The sequence below is a fragment of the Paenibacillus sp. FSL R5-0623 genome, from assembly GCF_037974265.1.
Lineage (GTDB): Bacteria > Bacillota > Bacilli > Paenibacillales > Paenibacillaceae > Paenibacillus.
Map to the genome: position 1 here is coordinate 174,828 of NZ_CP150233.1, position 23,050 is coordinate 197,877.

A 23,050-nucleotide genomic window follows, 5' to 3' on the forward strand; every position below is an offset into this window, starting at 1 on the left:
AAAAGTTCGCTTTAACTCGTTTTCAGAAAGACATCATCAGGTGAAGGATACAACAACCGGGAAAACGGGTAAACTTAACGAATGGGCCTCGTAAACGCCTGTAGGATATCATCTTGGCAAGTTCATCGCTAGTACAACACATTCTCACCTTAATTAAGGAGGCTGTATCTATATGTCTAAATACAGAACGATTGTGATCGGAACGGGACCTGCGGGTCTGACAGCAGCGATATATCTGGCTCGTGCTAATCTGAAACCACTGGTTATCGAAGGTCTTCAGCCGGGTGGTCAATTGACGACGACAACGGAAGTTGAGAATTTCCCCGGTTTCCCGCAAGGTATCATGGGTCCGGAACTGATGGACAACATGCGTAAGCAAGCTGAACGTTTTGGAGCAGAATTCAAAAACGGTTGGGTAGAAGAGGTTGATTTCAGCAAACCACCCTTCAAGGTAAAAGTTGGAGGAATTGGTGAACTGGAAGCTGAATCGATCATTATCTCCACAGGTGCTTCCGCTCGTTATCTCGGTATTCCGGGTGAGCAGGAAAATGTGGGACGTGGTGTAAGTACATGCGCGACATGTGATGGATTCTTCTTCCGAGGCAAAAAAATCGTGGTCGTGGGCGGCGGAGACTCCGCGATGGAGGAAGCGAGTTTCCTGACTCGTTTTGCAACAGACGTGACATTGGTTCACCGCCGGGATGAATTGCGTGCATCCAAGATTATGCAGGATCGGGCTCGCAGCAATGAAAAGGTGAAGTGGGCGCTGAACCGTACTCCACTCGAGGTCGTACCAGAAGCTTTGGGTGTCAAAGGATTGAAGGTGCGCAACAACGAGACGGGGCAGGAAGAGTTGCTCGAAGCAGATGGCGTATTCGTTGCCATTGGTCACACACCGAATACAGGATTCCTGGGGAATGCGATCACACTGGACGAACATGGCTATGTTGTCGTTAAACCGGGAACAACGGAGACCAATATTCCGGGTGTATTCGCCTGTGGTGATGTTCAAGATACGAAGTATCGTCAAGCTATTACGGCTGCAGGATCAGGATGTATGGCCGCGATGGATTGTGAGAAGTTCCTTGAAGGAAGCATTGTACATGATTGGAGCGAAACGTTGGATAAATAAGCATTACATGCTTGAAGTTAGGCATATGTTAGGAATAAGAGACAACGGGAAGTCTCATGAAATGAGAGAAGCCGGAAGGCTTCTCTTTTTTTGAAACTACAGTGGGCGTGAGTTCGTATACATATAGGGCATATTAGCTGTGAGGTGAAGATTTTGGGGGAAATGATAAAAGATTGGTTACAGAATGCGACAGTGAGACGGTTTTTGATCTTGCTCTTGTTCTGTTTAATTTTGTTCAGTATGGGGAGTATGCTGCACATGATTCTGCTGTTGTTCCTGGTGACATATGTCATGAACAGGTTACAGCATTTCATTACAGGTGGTCTGAATCGATTGTTTCCGATCAATTATAAAGTTGTGGTCATCCTGCTCTATATGATCGTGATCGCAGTCATTGTGCTTGGCATTTCCAGATATTCACCACGGATCGTGGATCAGGTCGTTCAGTTGACCAACGAGATTATGAAATTTCTGGATAGTGCAGACGGTGATAATTTTGCATCCAAAATTGCGGGTTATCTTCAATCCTTCGATATTAAAAATTACACCAATGATGCATTGAAATATATTTTCGCTTTGAGCAAATGGCTGGAGTTTATTCTGCTCGTCATCATTCTGAGTCTGTTCTTCTTGTTACAGAAGCAGGAGATATCCAAGTTCACGTCCAAGTTCAAAACAAGTAAAATTGGATGGTTCTACAATGAAGTGGCTTATCTGGGAGACAAATTCGTGTCTTCTTTTGGTAAAGTCATTGAGGCACAGCTTCTTATTGCGGTGTTTAATACGGTGCTGACGATACTCGGCTTGTGGATTCTGGGCTTCCCGTATCTGTTCGCTCTGACTATTCTGGTGTTCATGCTCAGTCTGGTTCCCGTTGCGGGAGTTATCATCTCACTTGTACCACTCTGTCTGATCGGGTATCAGATGGGTGGACTGAAATTAAGCATTATTGTAATCATTATGATTATTGTTATTCATGCTTTGGAGACGTACTTCCTGAATCCAAAACTGATGGCACACAAGACCAAATTGCCAATGTTCTACACCTTTATCGTACTAATTCTGTCGCAACACTTCCTGGGGATCTGGGGACTGATCATTGGTATTCCGATCTTTGTCTTCCTGCTCGATATTCTGGATGTGAACAAGATGGAGAAGACAGAAGAGCCGGTACGTGTGGAAACGAAGTTATAACGCAGAAAAATCAACTGAGTTTAACCCCCACTCTACAACTTCAGAATTTTCATAAAAGTAAGGGTGCCTTCTATATGTAGAAGGCACTTTTTTGTTGGCAATACCGTCATTAGATAACTTTCTGCATGAGAATGACAGGTGGCGGGGTGCATAAGACGAGTCACCACTCTGAGGGGACGATGTTGATCTTTTATGAATGGAACGAGTGAAGATGCAATATCATGAGTTGAGGCTTCCTCTGTTATGGAGGAAGGAATAAAGCGTGCGTTTATAAATGAAGGTAATGAGGATGTATACGTATTCAAAAATGCTATGTGATGTGGTTCACAACCCTGGTGAAGCATGATGTGTGCAAGGTCTTATCGTCTTGACCCAGGCGTATCCTTCAATTATAGTTGGTACGTAGGACTTAAACTATTTTAGATAGATAAAGGTGGCTTGCAGCATGTCTGAGAAAATCTACGTTGGGGTCGATCTCGGCGGAACAGCAATCAAGGTCGGTATATGCGATGAACAAGGTCAGCTAATGCATACGTATGAAGGACCGACTGAAGTGGATAAGGGCGTAGACACGGTCATCGCCAACATCGAGAAGTATGTCCGACATATCGTAGCCGAATCACCGTACAGCTGGGAACAGCTTGAGGGTGTAGGTGCTGGAGTGGCCGGTTTCACGAATGTACGCGAGGGAATTATCGTTCATGCCCCTAACATCGGATTTCGGAATGTGGCCATTCGTTCGATTCTGGAAGAACGTCTGGGCAAGCCAATCAAAATAGATAACGATGCAAACGTGGCTGCGCTGGGTGAAGTATGGGCAGGTGCTGGCAAAGGCGTAGACAACTGCGTATGTTATACACTCGGTACGGGTGTTGGCGGAGGCTTGATCTTGAATGGCAACATCTATCAGGGTTTCTCCGGTATGGCGGGAGAACTGGGTCATATCAGTGTTGTACCTGATCTGGAGGCCATCAAGTGTGGTTGTGGTAAAATGGGATGTGTTGAAACAGTGTCGTCTGCAACGGGTATTATCCGTATGGCAAAGGATGCAGTAGAACGTGGTGATCATACGTCACTGGCTCTGGTCGACAAGATTGCAGCCAAAGAAGTATTTGATGCTGCCAAGGCAGGCGATGAAGTGGCACAGCGCATTGTGAATCGTGCGGCCTTCTACTTGGGCAAGTCCATGGCTACTGTAGCAGCTGTCATTAACCCGGAGATGTTCATCATCGGTGGTGGCGTATCCAAAGCAGGTAATTTCTTGTTCGATGAAATCCGTACCGTATTTGCTAAGTTGACACCGGAACCACTCCAAGAAGGGGTTCAGATTCTGGAAGCTACACTTGGTAATAATGCAGGTATTGTAGGTGCGGCAGGTCTTCTCTTGCGTTCCTAGTGACCTCGTAACAATATATGAAGACAGCAATATGATAAGGAGGGGACATTTATGCTTGAAGGTGAAGGCTCACCAGGCACAGGCGCCACGCTCATTATCATTACGGGCATGTCCGGAGCAGGTAAAACCATTGCAGTACAAAGCCTGGAGGATCTGGGTTTCTTCTGTGTGGATAATCTGCCGCCGGTATTGATTCCGAAATTTGCGGAACTAATTGAACAGTCAAACGGCAAGATTGGTAAGGTTGCATTGGTTATCGATCTGCGCGGGCGTGAATTCTTTACGGCTCTGTCCGAGTCTTTGAACTATATTAAAGATCATTTTACCATTCATTGCGAGATTTTATTCCTGGATGCTACAGATTCTGTACTTGTTCAGCGTTACAAAGAAAGTAGGCGCAGACATCCACTGGCTCCTGAGGGCATGCCGCTGGACGGCATCCGACTGGAACGCAAGATGTTGGAGGAACTCAAAAACTCTGCGACTCAGGTACTGAATACAAGCACAATGAAGCCTGCTCAACTGAAAGAACGCATCATATCCCGCTTTTCTCATCTGGAAAGCCAAATGCTGTCAGTGAATATAACGTCGTTTGGATTTAAGTACGGCATTCCGATTGATGCTGATCTGGTATTTGATGTACGTTTTTTACCGAATCCGCATTATATTGAACATTTACGACCGAATACGGGACAGAATAGTGATGTGTACGAATATGTTATGAAGTGGCCAGAGACACAGGCCTTTCTGACGAAACTGCTGGATATGCTGCATTTCCTGATTCCGCAATACCGGAAGGAAGGCAAAAGCCAGGTTATTATTGGAATCGGCTGTACCGGAGGCAAGCATCGTTCGGTAGCAATATCGGAATATTTGGGCAAGATGTTGGGAAGCAGCGAGACTGAAGCTGTCACCGTAAGCCATCGCGACGCTGACCGGGACCGTCATTGAAGAGGGTGAAGGGATGAAAGAGGCCGGACCACGAAGAGAACGTCCGAGAATAGTTGTAATGGGCGGCGGAACCGGATTATCCGTGATGCTGCGCGGTTTGAAAGAGAAGCCGCTGGATATCACGGCCATCGTCACAGTTGCAGATGACGGTGGGAGTTCAGGCATCCTGCGCAATGAGCTACAGATGCCGCCTCCGGGCGACATTCGCAACGTGCTTACGGCACTGGCTGATGTAGAACCATTGCTTTCAGATATGTTGAAGTACCGTTTCAATACAGGCGCGGGGCTTGCAGGCCACAGCTTGGGGAATTTGATTTTGGCTGCAATGACGGATATTTCGGGCGACTTTGTGACCGCAGTGCGGGAGCTTAGCCGCGTGTTTGCCGTTCGAGGTGAGGTATTGCCAGCAGCCGGGCAGGCCGTTGTGTTGCATGCGGAGATGGAAGATGGGACAATTATTACAGGTGAGTCCAAGATCCCTGAGGCGGGTGGGCGCATCAAGCGTGTTTTCCTTGAACCGGATCACGTGGAGCCGTTGCCAGAGGCAGTAGAGGCCATTCGTCAAGCTGACGCCATTCTGATCGGGCCAGGAAGCCTCTATACAAGCATCCTTCCCAATCTGCTCGTACCTAAGCTGGCTGAGGCTGTGGTAGAGGCTGATGCGGTGAAGATGTTTATCTGTAATGTTATGACACAGCCGGGAGAAACAGATAACTATACAGTAAGTGACCACCTTAAGGCGGTACACGAGCATATCGGTCATCAGCTCTTCGACTATGTTATCGTAAATAATGGTGATATTCCGCTGCAAGTACAGAATAAGTATGCGGAAAAAGGAGCAAAACCGGTTGTACTGGATATGAATGTACTCGAAAGTGCCGGCTATCAGGTGGTTGCAGATACCCTTGTTCTGTTCAAAACCTATCTACGTCATGATGCCGACAAGTTAAGTCATCACATCTACCAACTGGTACAAAATTGGATGTTACGGAAGAGGTGAAGTCCCATGTCGTTTGCAGCACAGACCAAAAAAGAGTTAACCATGATCGAGAGCGAACCGTGCTGCGAAAAGGCGGAACTTTCAGCCCTCATCCGTATGCTTGGTGCAGTGCAGTTATCGAATAAAAAAGTGATCTTGGATATTTCGACGGAGAATGCCGCCATTGCAAGACGGGCATACTCTCTGCTTAAAAAGCATTTTCAAGTGCATACGGAATTACTGGTCCGCAAAAAAATGCGGCTGAAAAAGAACAATGTATATATTGTTCGTATTCCAACCATGGTACAGGAGATTCTCAACAGTCTTCATATTGTATCGGAAGGTTTTCTGTTTACGCCAGGAATTAATACGGAGTTGTTTCAGCAGAATTGTTGTAAACGGGCCTATCTTCGCGGTGCATTTCTGGCCGGTGGATCGGTTAATAATCCGGAAGGCTCCTCGTACCATCTGGAGATTGCGTCCATGTATGAAGAGCACTGTCAGGCACTCGTTGACCTGGCCAATGAATTTCATCTGAATGCCCGGTGTATAGAACGGAAAAAAGGATTCATCCTATACATTAAGGAAGGCGAGAAAATCATTGAGCTGCTCAGCATCATTGGTGCTCATCAGGCCTTGTTCAAGTTTGAAGATGTACGAATTATGCGAGACATGCGTAACTCCGTTAACCGAATTGTCAATTGTGAGACCGCCAACCTGAACAAAACCATTGGAGCGGCGGTAAGACAAATCGATAATATTCGGTTATTGCAAAAGGAAGTTGGTCTGGAGTCGCTGCCTGAGAAGCTTCGCGAAGTGGCGGAGGTTCGACTGGCTCATCCAGATATCAATTTGAAGGAAGTGGGCGAACTCCTTAAAGGTACAGTTAGCAAGTCAGGAGTGAACCATCGGCTTCGTAAAATTGATGAGCTGGCTGAGAAAGTACGCACAGAACGTTATGGTTAAGACGGAGTAGGGTAAAGTAACAAGGTCGGCTGTTTCTGCTGAACAGAAAGGTCGGGAAAGTCAACCGTTAAGGGTCAAGGGGACTTATTTAGGGCATTGGATGCGCTGTGCAAAAGATGAAATAGGGCAAGATAATGTCCATCAAAGCACCCTGAGTTTTTTCTTCTAGTGTCCTGCACGGGTTAATGGTATAATGTTGTATAAATATAATTGTGTATTTAATGTCCAGATTTCATAATAGGGGGTAAGTTTCCATGACAAAGCACCCGGTAGTTGTCCGTTTGAAAACGGGTCTCCATGCCAGACCTGCGGCACTGTTCGTTCAAGAAGCGAATAAGTACTCGTCTGAAGTGTTCGTCGAGAAGGACGACAAAAAAGTTAATGCAAAAAGTATCATGGGGATCATGAGCCTTGCGATTAGTACAGGTACGGAAATCCAGATTAGTGCAGAAGGCGCGGATGCCGAACAGGCTGTAAACGCTTTAGTTAGTCTGGTAAGCAAGGAAGAGCTCGAAAACCAATAAGATATGATCAATCCAATGAAGAAGTCCCGAAAGGGGCTTTTTTGCGTTTTTCACGTTTATGCTATCGTCAAGTGCAACATTATGGAATTTGTCCCGTCTGTTAAGGTATCAAATCGTTTAAAGTTTGAGATGTTAACACATAAGGAGGCTATCGTGATGGGTAAACAATGGATGAAACCGTTTGGTGCGGTGCTGGTGGCAAGTACGTTGCTTGTTGGAGGAACGGCATGGGTTGCACCAGGTAACTATGCGTACGCTGCAGAGGTTCAGGGAGTACAACAGAATGTGATTAATGTTGTGGGTAAAGGTGAGATTCAAGTGAAGCCTGATATCGCATATCTGTCCATTGGTGTGAACAGTACTGCAGAGACAGCTGCATCTGCTCAAAAAGCGAATGCTGCCAAAGTTCAAAAGGTATCCAACTTGCTGAAGAATACGTGGAAGATCAGTGCAGACGACATTCAAACGAGTCAGTTCTCTGTACAACCCAACTATACGTATAGCGAAAAAGACGGACAACAAATTAAAGGATATACAGCGCATCATACGCTGACTGTCACATATCGTGAGATGGACAAGATCGGCGAGTTGCTCGATGCTGCTTCGGGTGCGGGTGCCAACAATATTGAAAATGTGCGCTTTACTGTAGAGAACCCGGAAAGTTATGAGTCCCAAGTGATTGAGAAAGCTGTTGCCAATGCAGATGTGAAAGCAGGCGCCATTGCAAAAGCAGTTAAACGTCAACTGGGTGCTGTTCTTTCCGTAAGCCAAGGTGATGCCAATGTGCCTGTGTTCTATGCAAGTGAGGCGTTAATGTCCAAAGCACAAGATACAGCAGGTGGTACGGAGATTGAAACAGGCCAGGTTAAAGTAAGCACAATCCTGAATATCACGTATGAAATGAAATAAACAAGATTGAACCGGGCTATAAGCTCAAGTAACCTTTACAAGTTTCACTTGATGGGTACAACGAAATGATGACAAAGACTTTGTCCTGTGGACAGAGTCTTTTTTTGTTGGAAATGCAAACTTTGATGAAGTTAGATAGGAGGGAACTTTATTCGAAGCAACATGAAATGCTGTATATTGGTATCTTTTTTGTATAGTTGTTCGTGACAAAAAGGTCATATCCCCTTATATTTTCCGCCTGATATTCATCAACATTGTAACTCGAGCTGTAAACCTTTCCGAAATTGGGTTAATTATAATAAAGAGGTGAGCGTATGAGATATGCGATCCGGTCAGGATTACATACGCAATGATACCTAATTGTGAATTCAGAGAGGAGTTTTATATATGACATCATGGAAAAAATGGACAAGTGCGTTGCTTGCGGCAGGAATTATTGTAGGTAGTGGTTCGGTATGGCAGGAGAGTTCGGTACAGGCGGCTTCTGTATCCTCGAAAGTGACAACCCCAGCTGAGGTAACGCTGAAATCGGGTGGGAAAACACTGACTCAAAAAGGACTTCTCCAAGGTGGATCGACTTGGGTCTCGCTGACAGCAGTCAAAGATGTAGCGGGTGGAACGTTGAAATATGATGCTAAAACGAAGTCATATACGGTAACAGCAGCCAACAATGCGATGACCGTTAGCCTGATGGATGGACAGCCAAACGTCTATATTAACGGGTATTACCCTCAGGTGGAAGCGAAATTGATTCAGGGTCGATTATATATTCCATTCTCGGCAATGCGAGATTATCTGGGTGTACAGGGGAATTGGGATGCCAAAACCAAAACGTTGACACTCAGCAAGGTGAAACAAAATAGCGTGAAAGTTAAGGCGGCCACAGTTAATGTCACTGTGAAAAATGCTGAAGTGGATGTACAATATCCGCAGGTGAGTGGACTTGCCAGCAAAGAAGCTGAAACGGCAATCAACAAAGTGCTCAAAGATGAAGTGGATACGGCTGTTGCTGCTTTCAAAAAACAAACCACTGAATTCGGCGGAGCAACCGCAAAACGTCCATATGCATTTGAAACTTCGTATGTCGTGACCTACAATGAGAACGGCGTGCTAGGTTTGATCACTCAACGTTATGAGGACTATGCAGGAGCACACGGCATGACCACCCGTACGGGACACACCTTTGCACTGGACACAGGCAAGGAGCTTACGTTAGATGATGTGCTGCAAAATAACAAAACCATGCGCGAGACGTTGAGTAAAAAAGTAGGCGAGCAACTGAAAGCCCGCGGTGGATACCTCGATGGGTATAAAGGGTTAAATAAAGATCAAGATTTCTATGTGACACCAACGGGTGTAGTTGTGTTCTTCCAGTTGTATGAATATACGGCGTACGCAGAAGGATTCCCTGAAATGCCATTTACGTATAAAGAGCTTCTCCCTAAAGGCACAGAACCTTTCAGTAATGTAAATGGAACTAAATAACGAATCATTATTATGCACTCTTAAGTTATCTTTCTTATAAAATGGAAAAAAAGAAGCCCTCATCATAATTGTGATGAGGGCTTCTTGGCGTATGGGCAACACACGGAGTGTTGCTGATTACGTGGATGTTGATGATGTTAACGCGTAGACCGTGGTCTACGTCACATCTTAGATTCCTTGGGAACCTACGTTTTCGATAACTTTATCAATGATACCGTAATCGGCGGCTTCAGCAGCACTCATGAAGTAGTCACGATCTGTATCTTTCTCAATCCGCTCCAGCGGTTGACCTGAACGCTCAGAGATGATGCGGTTCAAGGTATCACGCATTTTCAGGATGCGGCGAGCACGGATTTCGATGTCAGAAGCCTGACCTTGTGCACCACCAAGTGGTTGGTGAATCATAATCTCACTGTTTGGTAATGCAAAACGTTTACCTTTTGCACCGGCATTCAACAAGAATGCTCCCATGGAAGCCGCCATACCTACACAGATGGTAGATACATCCGGTTTGATGAATTGCATTGTATCGTAAATCGCCATACCGGCTGTAATCGATCCGCCTGGGCTGTTGATGTATAAGTGAATGTCTTTCTCCGGATCTTCCGCAGCCAGGAACAACATCTGTGCCATAATGGCATTAGCCACTACGTCATTAACATCGCTACCAAGGAAAATAATACGATCCTTCAGCAATCTGGAGTAGATGTCGTAGGCGCGCTCACCCCGGTTGCTCTGTTCAACGACCATTGGAATAAAACTCACGTGAAAAACCTCCTTGGAATGTAAATGTTATTGGTGTTTATACTTAAACTGTTACCGTATTACCCACATAATAAACAATTCCAAACAAAAAGTCAAAGAAAGTCAAACTAACTTGCAAAAAAAAGAAACCTTTCCGGTTTCATTGGTTAAATGGGTTATGAGCTGTTAAATAAAAATGGCGCGCCCGCCAAGAATCGAACTTGGATCTCAGGCTTCGGAGGCCTACGTCATATCCATTGGACCACGGGCGCACATTATGTGACAGCAATAATGATTATAGCTCATGAAATATTTAATTGCAAGCAGTTCGTTGTGGTATTGGTTTGGATTAACCTAAAAATGATCATGATGAAGAAGAGTGGATAAAGAGTGCATTTAAGTAAATGCTATTAGAGGTTTTGGACATGCCGTATGAATTGTCATTCTGAGCGATATGTAGATTGAATTCATTTGTTTCTTCTATATATGGTATGCGTGAGCTAGTCCTAGATCATGGAAGTCTAGGATTGTGAAAATAGGCGCGTACAAACGCTGGATGCGTGTCGAAATAACACGTTGAAACACTTGCATGTCACGTCAGTTTTAGGTAGAATAGACGTGGGACTTAAAAAGTTAACCTGGGACGTTTTAGGGCCACGAAAGAGAGCTTAGAACGAGAACTTGCGGGAGTGGAAAGCATGCGAACGATTTTAGAAATACAAAAGCAGCTTCTGCCTGATCTCATGGATATCTTGAAAAAGAGGTATACGATTCTGCAACAGATCATGTTATCGGATGTGATCGGACGGAGAACGTTAGCTAATTCCATGCAGATGACCGAGCGGGTTCTGAGGGCTGAGACCGATCTGTTAAAGGCTCAGGGACTTATTGAAATTGACAGTGCAGGAATGAAGATCAGCGAGGCAGGGTATGATTTGCTGCAGCAGTTAGAGCCCGTAGCCAAAGAGTTGTTCGGATTATCCGAGCTGGAAGAGCGCATCAAGCAAGCCTACGGTCTGCAAAAGGTAGTTGTGGTTCCTGGCGATTCGGACGTTTCTCCATTTGCCAAAAGGGAACTGGGCAGAGCTGGAGCGAAGGCTCTCGGCAATATCATGATTGACAACGACGTTGTCGCCGTTACTGGCGGTTCAACAACGGCCGAAGTCGCAGAACAATTAAATCCGCCAACATCGCTAAAAGGTGTCTGGTTCGTACCAGCACGCGGTGGACTTGGAGAAAGCCTTGAAATTCAGGCTAATACGATCGCATCCACAATGGCAAAACGGGTAGGGGCGCAATACAAACTCCTGCATGTACCGGATTTGCTCAGTGATCATGCCTATGAATCATTAATCCAGGACCCTAGTGTTCAGGAGATTCTGCAGCTGATCAGGCAATCACGGATTGTTATTCATGGAATTGGTGATGCCGTAGAGATGGCCAAAAGACGCAAACTTGCGACGGAGATTATAGATGAACTTCAGGAGCAAGGGGCCGTATCTGAATCTTTCGGTTATTACTTTAATGATCAGGGTGAGGTAGTACATACCATGCTTACACTGGGTATGCGACTTCAGGATATTGAACGAACCGATGTTGTGATTGGAATTGCAGGTGGCAAAAGCAAAGCTGCTGCTATACATTCCGTGTTGCGATTTGGTCAGGAAGATATTCTGATTATTGATGAGGCTGCTGCCGAAGTCATTGTTGCTGAAATGTAATAAAGTTTTACTTTGCATCACAACTATTGTTGTCTTGACGGACTTCACCGTCTGTCTTGAATATATAAGTTTCATAAAAAAATTAATCAAAACTTGGGAGGAACTTACTCATGATTAAAGTAGGTATTAACGGTTTTGGACGTATTGGACGCTTGGCATTCCGCCGTATTCAAAATGTAGCAGGCATCGAGGTAGTAGCAATCAACGACTTGACTGACGCTAAAATGCTCGCTCATTTGCTCAAATATGATACAACTCAAGGTCGCTTCGATGGCGATGTTGAAGTGCACGATGGCTTCTTCAAAGTGAACGGCAAAGAAGTTAAAGTATTGGCTAACCGTAACCCAGAAGAACTTCCTTGGGGCGACCTGGGCGTAGATATCGTTCTGGAATGTACTGGTTTCTTTACAACTAAAGAAGCAGCTGAGAAACACTTGAAAGGTGGAGCTAAGAAAGTTGTTATCTCCGCACCAGCTACTGGCGACATGAAAACCATCGTTTACAACGTAAACCATGAAATCCTCGACGGTACTGAAACTGTAATCTCCGGCGCATCTTGCACAACAAACTGCCTGGCACCTATGGCAAAAACACTGCAAGACAAATTCGGAATCGTTCAAGGTTTGATGACTACAATTCACGCTTACACTGGCGACCAAAACACATTGGATGCTCCACACCCTAAAGGTGACTTCCGTCGTGCTCGCGCAGCAGCTGAAAACATCATCCCTAACACAACTGGTGCTGCTAAAGCAATCGGACTGGTAATCCCAGAACTGCAAGGCATCCTTGATGGTGCAGCTCAACGTGTACCAGTAGCTACTGGTTCCCTGACTGAGCTCGTAACTGTTCTGAACAAAAAAGTAACAGCTGAAGAAGTTAACGCAGCTATGCAAGAAGCTTCCGATCCAGAAACTTTCGGATACACAGAAGACGAAATCGTATCTTCCGATATCCAAGGAATCACTTTCGGTTCCCTGTTTGATGCAACTCAAACTAAAGTTCTGACTGTTGGCGACCAACAATTGGTTAAAACTGTAGCTTGGTATGACAATGAAATGTCCTACACTGCACAATTGGTTCGCACTTTGGAGCACTTTGCAAAAATGATTAAGTAATATCTGCAATAACATAGAGCGGAAACAGATGCTATATTGTTTCCGCTCTTTATATATCTACATTTTGCAAATTTCTCAAAAACACCAGGATTGACAAGGGATTTTAGCTCTTGATTGGTCCACCAAATACATGGGTGCGGAGGAAATACAGATGAACAAAAAAAGTGTACGCGATATCGAATTGACAGGAAAACGGGCTTTTGTCCGTGTAGATTTCAATGTGCCGCTCGAAGATGGTAAAATTACAGATGACAAACGTATTCGTGCAACGCTTCCTACAATCAACTTCTTGATTGAAAAAGGCGCTAAAGTCATTTTGGCAAGCCACATGGGTCGTCCTAACGGCGAAGTGGTTGAATCCTTGCGTTTGACTCCAGCAGCTGAGCGTTTGTCTGAATTGCTTGGTAAAACAGTTGTTAAAGCTGACGATTCTGTTGGTGACGCTGTTAAAGCTCAAATCGCTGAACTGAACAACGGGGACGTATTGTTGCTTGAAAACGTTCGTTTCCACGCAGGCGAAGAGAAAAACGATCCAGAACTCGCAAAACAATTTGCTGAACTGGCTGATGTTTTCGTTAACGATGCGTTTGGCGCGGCTCACAGAGCACACGCTTCGACTGAAGGAATCGCTCACTTGCTTCCAGCAGTGTCCGGTTTGTTGATGGAGAAAGAACTTGAAGTGTTGGGTAAAGCAATCTCCAACCCTGAGCGTCCTTTCACAGCTATCATTGGTGGATCCAAAGTTAAGGACAAAATCGATGTAATCGACAACCTGTTGAACATTGCAGACAACGTAATCATCGGTGGCGGTCTGACTTACACGTTCTTCAAAGCACAAGGACATGAAATTGGACAATCCTTGCTGGATGATTCCAAACTTGATGTTGCTCTCGGTTTTATCGAAAAAGCGAAAAAATTGGGCAAAAACTTCTACCTGCCGGTAGATATCGTAGTGTCTGACGATTTCAGTGCGAAAGCAAACACACAAATCGTTGACATCGATGGTATCCCAGCAGATTGGGAAGGTATCGACATCGGTCCTAAAACACGTGAGATTTATGCTGACGTAATCAAAAACTCCAAATTGGTTGTGTGGAACGGACCAATGGGCGTATTTGAAATCGAGCCATTCTCCCACGGTACTCGTGCAGTAGCGGAAGCTTGCGCTGAGACAGAAGCTTACACTGTAATTGGTGGCGGTGACTCCGCAGCAGCAGCTGAGAAGTTCAAATTGGCTGACAAGATGAACCACATCTCTACAGGTGGCGGTGCATCGCTCGAGTTCATGGAAGGTAAAGTACTTCCAGGCGTAGTGGCATTGAACGACAAGTAAGTTTTAGTAGTCTATAGCATGAAGGAGTTGAAACCCATGAGAACACCGATTATCGCAGGTAACTGGAAAATGTTCAAAACGGTTTCCGAGTCCAATGACTTCATTCAGGAAGTTAAAGGAAAAGCGGAAGTTGAAGGCGTGGAGACTGTAATCTGCGCACCGTTTACAAATCTGCCATCCCTGGTAGAAGCCGTTAAAGGTACAAACATCAAAATTGGTGCACAAAATCTTCACTTTGAAGATAACGGTGCATTCACAGGTGAAATCAGTGGCGTGATGCTGAAAGACCTGGGTGTGGATTATGTCATTATTGGTCACTCGGAGCGCCGTCAATATTTTGCGGAAACCGATGAGACTGTCAATAAAAAGTTGCATGCAGCATTCCGTCACGGATTGACTCCAATCTTCTGCCTTGGTGAGACGCTTGAAGAGCGTGAAGCGAACCAAACAAAAGACGTATGCAAAGTGCAAACAGTAGCTGCTTTTGCAGGTCTGTCTGCAGAGCAAGCGGCACAAGTTGTTATCGCTTATGAGCCAATCTGGGCGATTGGTACAGGCAAATCCTCTACTTCCCAAGATGCGAATGAAGTTATTGCTTACATCCGTACGCTGGTGAAGGATCTGTACAACGAGACGGTTGCGAATGCAGTTCGTATTCAATACGGCGGCAGTGTTAAACCGGAGAACGTAACAGAATACCTCGGACAAAGCGACATCGACGGCGCACTTGTTGGCGGTGCCAGCTTGCAGCCGGCTTCGTTCATCGCGCTTGTTGAGGGGGCGAAGTAAGATGACAGCTCCAAAACCTGTAGCACTGATCATCATGGATGGCTTTGGTCTTCGTAACACGGTGGAAGGCAACGCGGTAGCGCAAGCCAAGAAACCGAACTACGACCGTTTCATGAGCCAATTCCCACATACAACACTCACTGCTTGCGGTGAAGCTGTAGGTTTGCCAGAAGGGCAAATGGGTAATTCCGAGGTAGGTCACCTGAACATTGGTGCTGGCCGGATCGTATACCAGGATTTGACCCGTATCTCCAAATCCATTCGTGACGGCGAGTTCTACGACAATGAAACACTTGTCAAAGCCGTTCGCGAAGCGAAACAAAGCGGCAAAAAGCTTCATCTCTACGGCTTGTTGTCCGATGGCGGCGTACATAGTCACATCGACCACCTGTTTGCTATGCTAGATCTGGCCAAAAAAGAAGGAATGAATGATGTATATATTCATGCTTTCATGGATGGCCGTGATGTTATGCCAGACAGTGGTAAAGACTTCATGCAGAAGCTGATCGCCAAGATTGAAGAAGTCGGTGTAGGTAAAATCGCAACGGTTCAAGGTCGCTATTACGCGATGGACCGTGACAAACGTTGGGAACGGGTTGAGAAATCATACCGCGCCATCGTTTATGGAGATGGACCAAAATACACTGACCCACTCAAAGCGGTTGAAGAATCGTATGAGAAATCCGTATTTGATGAATTCGTTGAACCAACGGTTATCGTCAAAGCGGATGGTGAGCCGGTAGGTTTGGTTGAGAGCGGCGATTCCGTTATCTTCCTCAACTTCCGTCCTGACCGTGCGATCCAGTTGTCGCAAGTATTCACAAACCAGGATTTCCGCGGTTTCGATCGTGGTCCGAAGTTCCCTGTGGGCTTGCACTTTGTATGCTTGACTTTGTTCAGCGAGACGGTTGAAGGTTATGTGGCATATTCGCCGAAGAACCTCGACAACACCCTGGGTGAAGTTCTGGTACAGAACAATAAAAAACAACTGCGTATTGCAGAAACTGAGAAATACCCGCACGTTACCTTCTTCTTCAGCGGCGGTCGTGATGTGGAGCTTCCGGGCGAAACTCGTGTACTGATCAACTCACCAAAAGTTGCAACGTATGATCTGCAACCGGAGATGAGCGCGTATGAAGTAGCCGACGCATGTGTTCGCGAGATCGAAGCAGACAAACATGACGCTATCATTCTGAACTTTGCTAACCCTGACATGGTTGGACACTCCGGCATGCTGGAGCCTACCATCAAAGCGGTTGAAGTAACAGATGAGTGCATGGGCCGTGTTGTGGATGCAGTACTTGCCAAAGGCGGCGTTGTACTGATCACGGCGGATCATGGTAACGCGGATATGGTGTTCGATGAGAAAGGACGTCCGTTCACAGCTCATACAACGAACCCAGTTCCATTCATCGTTACGGATGCCAATGTAACTTTGCGTGAAGGCGGAATCCTGGCGGATATCGCGCCAACGATCCTTGACCTGATGCAATTGCCTAAACCGGCTGAGATGACAGGTACATCCGTCATCGCTACCCGTAAATAAGTTACGCAACAACATATATAATTGGACGGTTTGGCGTTTGCACATGGAACGAAGGAAGCAGAAATTGTCTGAAGAAGCGTTAGCGTTTGCCTTTATCACATGATTCCAGCTTATGAGAATAAGTTCAAAGGAATCAGGGGATAACAGCGATCGGAAGACGATTCTGCTGACGTAGTGAAATAAGGGCAAACACAAGTTGGTCCCAAAATTAAATCCCAACTATAAAGGAGATTATCACAAATGACTATTATTTCTGACGTGTACGCTCGCGAAGTCCTCGACTCCCGCGGTAACCCTACAGTAGAAGTTGAAGTATACCTGGAGTCCGGCGCAATCGGACGCGCAATCGTTCCATCTGGTGCATCCACTGGTGCCCACGAAGCAGTTGAGCTTCGCGATGGTGACAAATCCCGTTACCTCGGTAAAGGCGTTCTGCAAGCTGTTAAAAACGTAAACGAAACAATCGCTCCAGAAGTTATCGGTATGGATGCATTGGATCAACTGGGTATCGACAAATTGATGATCACTTTGGATGGTACGCCAAATAAAGGTAAACTGGGTGCTAACGCAATCCTGGCTGTATCCATGGCAGTAGCTCGCGCAGCTGCTGACGCTCTGGACCTGCCATTGTACGTTTACCTGGGCGGATTCAACGCTAAAGCATTGCCAGTTCCAATGATGAACATCATCAACGGTGGTGAGCATGCTGACAACAACATCGACGTTCAAGAGTTCATGGTTCTTCCAGTTGGAGCACCAAGCTTCAAAGAAGCTCTTCGCGTAGGTGCAGAGATCTTCCACAACCTGAAATCCGTATTGAGCTCCAAAGGCTTGAACACAGCTGTAGGTGACGAAGGTGGTTTCGCACCAAACCTTGGTTCAAACGAAGAAGCAATCACTACAATCATCGAAGCAATTGAAAAAGCTGGTTACAAACCAGGCGTTGACGTATTCTTGGGTATGGACGTTGCTTCCACTGAGTTCTACAAAGATGGTAAGTACACACTTGCTGGCGAAGGTAAATCTTACACTTCCGCTGAGTATGTTGACCTTCTGGCTTCATGGGTTGAGAAATACCCAATCATCACAATCGAAGACGGTATGTCCGAAGATGACTGGGATGGTTGGAAATTGCTCACTGAGAAATTGGGAGACAAAGTACAACTCGTTGGTGATGACCTGTTCGTAACAAACACTGAGCGTCTGGGCAGAGGTATCAACGAAGGTATCGGTAACTCCATCCTGATCAAAGTTAACCAAATCGGTACATTGACTGAAACATTTGATGCAATCGAAATGGCTAAACGCGCAGGATACACAGCTGTAATCTCCCACCGTTCCGGTGAGTCCGAAGACAGCACAATCGCTGATATCGCTGTTGCAACTAACGCTGGTCAAATCAAAACGGGTGCTCCTTCCCGTACAGACCGTATCGCGAAGTACAACCAATTGCTCCGCATTGAGGATCAACTGGGTGAACTGGCTCAATACAATGGTCTTAAAGGATTCTACAACCTTAAAAAATAAGCTGGATATCCAGCTTTTACGGACAAGCCGGATAACCGGCTTGTCTTTTTTCATTGAAACGGAGTAATGATATAACATAAGGATCACGCAGATGGTGAAATTTAGGGCATTGTATAAACTGTACTACTTGTAGTACAACCATAGCTATGTTACAATTAAAGTAACTGTTTTTATGGTGAGATGTTATGCCCACATGGGTAGGAGGTGGAAAGAATGGATATTGCTTTGAAATTGCTGCTCGTTGTTTTCTCGATCGGTCTAATCACTGTAGTATTGCTGCAGCACGGGAAAAGCGCTGGTTTGGCGGGTGCCATCTCCGGTGGTGCGGAACATCTTTTCGGTAAAACGAAAGCGCGCGGATTGGATCTCTTCCTGCAACGTGCAACGGTGGTACTGGGTGCAGGATTTATGATTTTGTCTATTATTGTTACAGTGGCTTCCAAGTAAGATCCGGAATTGCTGTTCAATGAATAGCTTAAGCTAATGGCTTAATTGATGAACCTTCGTTTCGTGAAGAAACGGGGGTTTTTTAATAAATTCTTACACGTCCAAACTTTTCCAACAATCTAATCTATAGACTCCATGATTTTCGGTCTTCTTCTCACTTCTGTTTGGTTTTCCTTCCTTATCATGCAACACACCCCTATCATGTATGGTATGACCCTCGCTTATTCGTTACGCGAACTCACTCCTTATAATGAATGTCATGTGTACAGATATTTTTTGGGTCTAGTCCTTTTCAGAAGCGTACTGCATCTGTGCCGCATAAAATGTCTGTAGAGATATGTGTAAAGCGTGATTATCCCGGAGCGCCCGGCAACCGCGGTTTTTTTGCGAGGTACGGATGGTCCGGATTGAATTCGTGTATACTAGGGTATGAGATAGTATGGTTTCACTACTACACTCTACACGGCAGTGGCTATGTGTATCATGAAAATGGTAAGAATTCCGATACATAAAGAGATGAGACTTGCTTACACTTTTATGTTTCCAGAGGTGAATATATTAATGATAACAGAACAACAATTGCTCGACTTCATGCGGGAGACCGCTTATAAACCCATGACTTATCAGGAGTTGGAACAGCACTTCGCGATCGAAGATGCAGCTGATTTCAAAGCCTTTTTGATTATGCTTAATACGCTGGAGGAATCCGGTAAAGTTTTGCTGACCCGTAACAATCGCTATGGCATGCCAGAGCGCATGGATTTGGTACGCGGACGTTTACAGGCTCACGCCAAAGGTTTCGCTTTCCTTATTCCTGAGGATCGGGAGCACCCGGATGTGTACATTCACGCCAATGATATGAAAAGTGCGATGAATGGTGATACGGTATTGGTTAAAGTCACATCTCAAGGACCTTCAGGTGGTCGCCTGGAGGGTGAGATCGTCCGTATTGTTACTCGTGCTGTGACCCAAGTCGTTGGTGTGTTCCAGAGTCATGAGGTGTACGGATTTGTCATTCCGGATGACAAACGGATTAATCGCGATATTTTCATCCCGCGTACCAACTTTGCTGGGGCGGTTGATGGACAGAAGGTCGTAGCAAAGATCGTCAGCTATCCGGAGGGCCGTGCGGCAGCAGAGGGTGAAGTGATCGAGATTCTTGGTCATAAGGATGAGCCGGGTATTGATATTTTGTCCGTCATTCGCAAGCATCAGCTGCCTGAAGCTTTCCCGGATGAAGTGGTAGAAGAGGCGGAGAAAGCACCAGACTCCATCACGGATGAAGAGATAGTACAACAGGGTCGCCGTGATTTGCGCGGACTTAACATTGTCACGATAGATGGCGAAGATGCCAAGGATCTGGATGATGCTGTTAACGTAGAGAAGCTTCCTAACGGTAATTATCGTCTTGGCGTTCATATTGCCGATGTCGGCTATTATGTACAGGAGAATTCCAAGCTTGATCAAGAAGCTTATAACCGTGGATGCAGTGTGTATTTGGTAGACCGGGTCATTCCTATGTTGCCACAACGTCTGTCCAACGGGATCTGTAGTTTGAACCCGCAGGTAGACCGCTTGACCCTGTCTTGTGAGATGGAGTTCAACGACCAGATGAAGGTTGTAAAACATGACATTTTCACGAGTGTAATCAAAACCAAGGAGCGGATGACGTATTCGAACGTCCGTAAAATCCTAGAAGGTGAAGAGCCGGAATTGCTCGAGCGTTATAAGGATCTGGTAGATGATTTCCATCTGATGAAAGAGATCGCCTTGAAGCTGCGTGCTATGCGTATGCGCCGTGGTGCGGTTGACTTTGATTTTGAAGAATCCAAAATCATTGTGGACGCAGAATGCAAACCGGTAGATATCGTAAAACGGGAGCGTTCGATTGCCGAGCAAATCATTGAGGAGTTCATGTTGGCAGCGAACGAAACAGTGGCAGAGCATTTCCACTGGTTGAAGGTTCCGTTCATTTATCGTGTGCACGAAGATCCGGATCAGGAAAAACTGCAAAATTTCCTCGCCTTTGCGGCGAATTTTGGACACCAGGTCAAAGGACGTGGCAATGCGATTCACCCACGGGCGCTTCAATCGTTGCTTGAGGATATCAAAGAAACGAAAGAACAAACTGTGATTAGTACGATGATGTTGCGTTCGATGAAACAGGCAAAGTATGATTCTGAAATGTCGGGTCACTTTGGCCTCGCGGCAGAATTCTATAGTCACTTTACGTCTCCAATTCGTCGTTATCCCGATCTTGTCATTCACCGGGTGATTCGCGAAGTCATTGAAAATAATGGTGCTTTGCCGGAGAATCGTCAGGAGTATTTGGCAGCACGCATGTCCGATATTGCGCAGCAGTCTTCGGAACGTGAACGTGTGGCGGTAGAAGCTGAGCGGGATACGGAGAAAATGAAAAAAGCCGAGTACATGCTCGATAAAGTAGGCGAAGAGTTCGAAGGCATGATCAGCAGTGTGACCAGCTTTGGTATGTTCATTGAACTGGAGAACACGGTTGAAGGCCTGATTCGCCTGAGCGCGCTCACGGACGACTATTACCATTTTGACGATCAGCATATGGCTCTGATTGGTGAACGTACCTCGAAAGTCTTCCGCATCGGTGATGAAGTGAAGATTCGTGTGGCACGTGTAAGCATGGAAGAGTATACAATTGATTTTGAAATGGTGGATATGAAACCTCGCGGTGAACGTCCTGGCGGCTTCGGTGGCGGACGTAGCGGGAAAGGTGGACGTCCTCCTGGTAGCGGCGGCGGACGCGGCGGTGCCAAGGGTGGACCAGGTGGATTCAGCGGTTCACGTGGCGGCAAAGGCAGTTCGACAGGTGCTGGAGCTAGCCGTGGTGGCAGATCAACGGAAGAGAGCAGCAAAGGTGGACGTGGCGGTCGCAGTGGAGCAGCGAGTGCAGGCGCGGGAGCAGGCTCATCTGGTGGCTACGCAGGTAAAGGCGGTGGCAAACCTAAAGGTGAGCGTCGTGCTAGTGATGCTGGTGGATCAACTGGCCGGGGCAAAGGCGCGGTGAGCTTTGGTTTTGGCTCAGGTAAAGGCGGATATGGCTCTACATCGGGTGGATCGGATAGTAGTTCAACCGGTGGACAAGGAAGTGGCCTGAACAGCGGCAGCGGTCGCGGTGAAGGAAGCTTTAAGTCCGGCAAGGGCGGCGGTAAAGGTGGAAAAGGCGGAAGTGGACGCAAGAACACTTCGCCGAGCGGCGTATTTATTGGAGAGAATGCAACTCCTGGTGGCGCTCAGGAAGGCGGAGCACCACGACGCAAGCGGAAGAAGAGCAACGGTGCAGCTGGTAACGGCACGGCAGCTTTTGTACGAAAAAAGAAAAAATAAAGCTAACTTAACTTGAAGAGATGGATTACAATTCGTTCCTCCAGGTTAAGCGTTGGAGAAAATAGTCACTTCAGCCGGTGTGTTGTTTCGCACAGTTCGAAAGTGGTGTAAAGAGGAGAGGCGGCAGAGGTCGCCTCTTTCTTGATTTTAACAGCCGTACTTGCTACAATTGAGGTCTGGCACGTGGTACCTTGGTGCAACATTGGGTGCGCTGCTATAGAGCATGGTACCGGCTTATTTTACGGAGAAGGAGTGAGGACATGGGCAAGAATGATGGACAGAGTAAAGTGCTCGCACAGAATAAAAAGGCTTCCCATGACTACTTCATTGAAGATACGTATGAAGCGGGCATGGTGCTTACCGGAACGGAGATCAAATCTCTTCGCAACGGCCGTGCGAATATTGGTGATGCATTTGCCACGATTCGGAACGGTGAGATTCATATTCACAATATGCATATTAGTCCTTTTGAACAAGGGAACCGAAATAATCCGCTCGATCCGACACGTACGCGCAAGTTGTTGATGCATAAAGTGCAAATCCACAAGCTGCTCGGGCTGTCGAAACAGGATGGGTACAGCATTGTGCCACTGAAAATCTATATACGTAACGGTTATGCAAAGCTTTTGCTCGGACTGGGTAAAGGTAAGAAGCAATTCGACAAACGTGAAACTGCTGCGAAACGCGATGCTCAACGTGATATCCAACGGGTACTGCGCGAGAAGCAGAAGGTTGCACGTTAAGTTGATGGCTGGGCGTAAATGCTTTACTTTAGGTGTATAAGTTAGTTTTGTAATGGAGATTTGAAGAGTGATGTACGAATTAAGGAGTCTCAAGGTTTGTCCTGAAATGGGCAAGATTGAGGCTTTTTTTATTTTTAGTGGAAAGGGGATGTGGTGTGAGTTGCTGAAGTGTATTGTGTGGTGATT

19 protein-coding genes and 1 tRNA gene are annotated in these 23,050 nt (G+C 46.1%); 18 read left to right on the forward strand and 2 right to left on the reverse strand.

Features of this window, described 5'->3' with window-relative positions; translation table 11 throughout:
* Positions 1-172: 172 nt before the first annotated feature.
* The 9 genes from trxB (at position 173) to MKY92_RS00900 (ending at position 9,536) form a co-directional block, all read left to right on the forward strand.
* Positions 173-1,132 (forward strand): thioredoxin-disulfide reductase, encoded by a 960-nt coding sequence (trxB, locus tag MKY92_RS00860; protein ID WP_091012024.1) that lies wholly within the window; start codon positions 173-175, stop codon positions 1,130-1,132.
* 162 nt (positions 1,133-1,294) lie between these two features.
* Positions 1,295-2,326 (forward strand): AI-2E family transporter, encoded by a 1,032-nt coding sequence (locus MKY92_RS00865; RefSeq protein WP_036616412.1) that lies wholly within the window; start codon positions 1,295-1,297, stop codon positions 2,324-2,326.
* A 445-nt stretch (positions 2,327-2,771) separates the two neighbouring features.
* Positions 2,772-3,722: an ROK family glucokinase gene (locus tag MKY92_RS00870; protein WP_062837749.1), complete on the forward strand. Its 951-nt coding sequence runs from the start codon at positions 2,772-2,774 to the stop codon at positions 3,720-3,722.
* Positions 3,723-3,773: 51 nt separating this feature from the next.
* Entirely contained in the window at positions 3,774-4,673 is a 900-nt protein-coding gene (gene rapZ, locus MKY92_RS00875; protein WP_047841457.1) for an RNase adapter RapZ, read from the forward strand.
* 13 nt (positions 4,674-4,686) lie between these two features.
* Entirely contained in the window at positions 4,687-5,673 is a 987-nt protein-coding gene (locus MKY92_RS00880) for a YvcK family protein (RefSeq protein ID WP_017691250.1), read from the forward strand.
* 6 nt (positions 5,674-5,679) lie between these two features.
* Positions 5,680-6,618 carry a DNA-binding protein WhiA gene (gene whiA / locus MKY92_RS00885; RefSeq protein ID WP_091038642.1) on the forward strand — a complete coding sequence of 313 codons (939 nt, stop codon included), beginning with the start codon at positions 5,680-5,682 and terminating at the stop codon, positions 6,616-6,618.
* A 254-nt stretch (positions 6,619-6,872) separates the two neighbouring features.
* Complete coding sequence (locus tag MKY92_RS00890; protein WP_017691248.1) at positions 6,873-7,142, forward strand: HPr family phosphocarrier protein; 270 nt, start codon at positions 6,873-6,875, stop codon at positions 7,140-7,142.
* Positions 7,143-7,298: 156 nt separating this feature from the next.
* The gene (locus MKY92_RS00895) at positions 7,299-8,051 is read left to right on the forward strand and encodes an SIMPL domain-containing protein (RefSeq protein ID WP_074092967.1); all 753 of its coding nucleotides are present in this window, start codon (positions 7,299-7,301) and stop codon (positions 8,049-8,051) included.
* Between the two features lie 387 nt (positions 8,052-8,438).
* On the forward strand, positions 8,439-9,536 hold the full coding sequence (locus MKY92_RS00900; RefSeq protein ID WP_339298773.1) for a DUF4163 domain-containing protein: 1,098 nt from the start codon (positions 8,439-8,441) through the stop codon (positions 9,534-9,536).
* A gap of 168 nt (positions 9,537-9,704) precedes the next feature.
* Here MKY92_RS00900 and clpP read toward each other — a convergent pair whose 3' ends face one another.
* Together clpP and MKY92_RS00910 are read right to left on the reverse strand one after the other, a co-directional pair.
* Complete coding sequence (gene clpP, locus MKY92_RS00905; protein ID WP_017691245.1) at positions 9,705-10,301, reverse strand: ATP-dependent Clp endopeptidase proteolytic subunit ClpP; 597 nt, start codon at positions 10,299-10,301, stop codon at positions 9,705-9,707.
* A gap of 176 nt (positions 10,302-10,477) precedes the next feature.
* Positions 10,478-10,552 (reverse strand) — tRNA-Arg (locus tag MKY92_RS00910).
* Positions 10,553-10,978: 426 nt separating this feature from the next.
* Here MKY92_RS00910 and MKY92_RS00915 point away from each other — a divergent pair.
* The 9 genes from MKY92_RS00915 to smpB all read left to right on the forward strand — a co-directional run bounded on the left by MKY92_RS00915 (position 10,979) and on the right by smpB (position 22,864).
* A complete protein-coding gene (locus MKY92_RS00915; protein WP_339298774.1) occupies positions 10,979-12,001 on the forward strand; it encodes a sugar-binding domain-containing protein in 1,023 nt (340 codons plus the stop codon).
* A 110-nt stretch (positions 12,002-12,111) separates the two neighbouring features.
* Positions 12,112-13,119, forward strand: a complete 1,008-nt coding sequence (gene gap / locus MKY92_RS00920) for a type I glyceraldehyde-3-phosphate dehydrogenase (RefSeq protein ID WP_017691243.1) — start codon at positions 12,112-12,114, stop codon at positions 13,117-13,119.
* A 151-nt stretch (positions 13,120-13,270) separates the two neighbouring features.
* Positions 13,271-14,452: a phosphoglycerate kinase gene (locus MKY92_RS00925; protein WP_036674741.1), complete on the forward strand. Its 1,182-nt coding sequence runs from the start codon at positions 13,271-13,273 to the stop codon at positions 14,450-14,452.
* Between the two features lie 36 nt (positions 14,453-14,488).
* The gene (gene tpiA, locus MKY92_RS00930) at positions 14,489-15,241 is read left to right on the forward strand and encodes a triose-phosphate isomerase (RefSeq protein ID WP_036616221.1); all 753 of its coding nucleotides are present in this window, start codon (positions 14,489-14,491) and stop codon (positions 15,239-15,241) included.
* A gap of 1 nt (position 15,242) precedes the next feature.
* A complete protein-coding gene (gene gpmI, locus MKY92_RS00935; RefSeq protein WP_036616224.1) occupies positions 15,243-16,787 on the forward strand; it encodes a 2,3-bisphosphoglycerate-independent phosphoglycerate mutase in 1,545 nt (514 codons plus the stop codon).
* Between the two features lie 240 nt (positions 16,788-17,027).
* Positions 17,028-18,314: a phosphopyruvate hydratase gene (gene eno / locus MKY92_RS00940; protein ID WP_036616228.1), complete on the forward strand. Its 1,287-nt coding sequence runs from the start codon at positions 17,028-17,030 to the stop codon at positions 18,312-18,314.
* Positions 18,315-18,527: 213 nt separating this feature from the next.
* Complete coding sequence (secG, locus tag MKY92_RS00945; protein WP_339298775.1) at positions 18,528-18,761, forward strand: preprotein translocase subunit SecG; 234 nt, start codon at positions 18,528-18,530, stop codon at positions 18,759-18,761.
* Between the two features lie 561 nt (positions 18,762-19,322).
* Entirely contained in the window at positions 19,323-22,121 is a 2,799-nt protein-coding gene (gene rnr / locus MKY92_RS00950) for a ribonuclease R (RefSeq protein WP_339298776.1), read from the forward strand.
* 260 nt (positions 22,122-22,381) lie between these two features.
* Positions 22,382-22,864 (forward strand): SsrA-binding protein SmpB, encoded by a 483-nt coding sequence (gene smpB / locus MKY92_RS00955; protein ID WP_076254288.1) that lies wholly within the window; start codon positions 22,382-22,384, stop codon positions 22,862-22,864.
* Positions 22,865-23,050 lie beyond the last annotated feature (186 nt).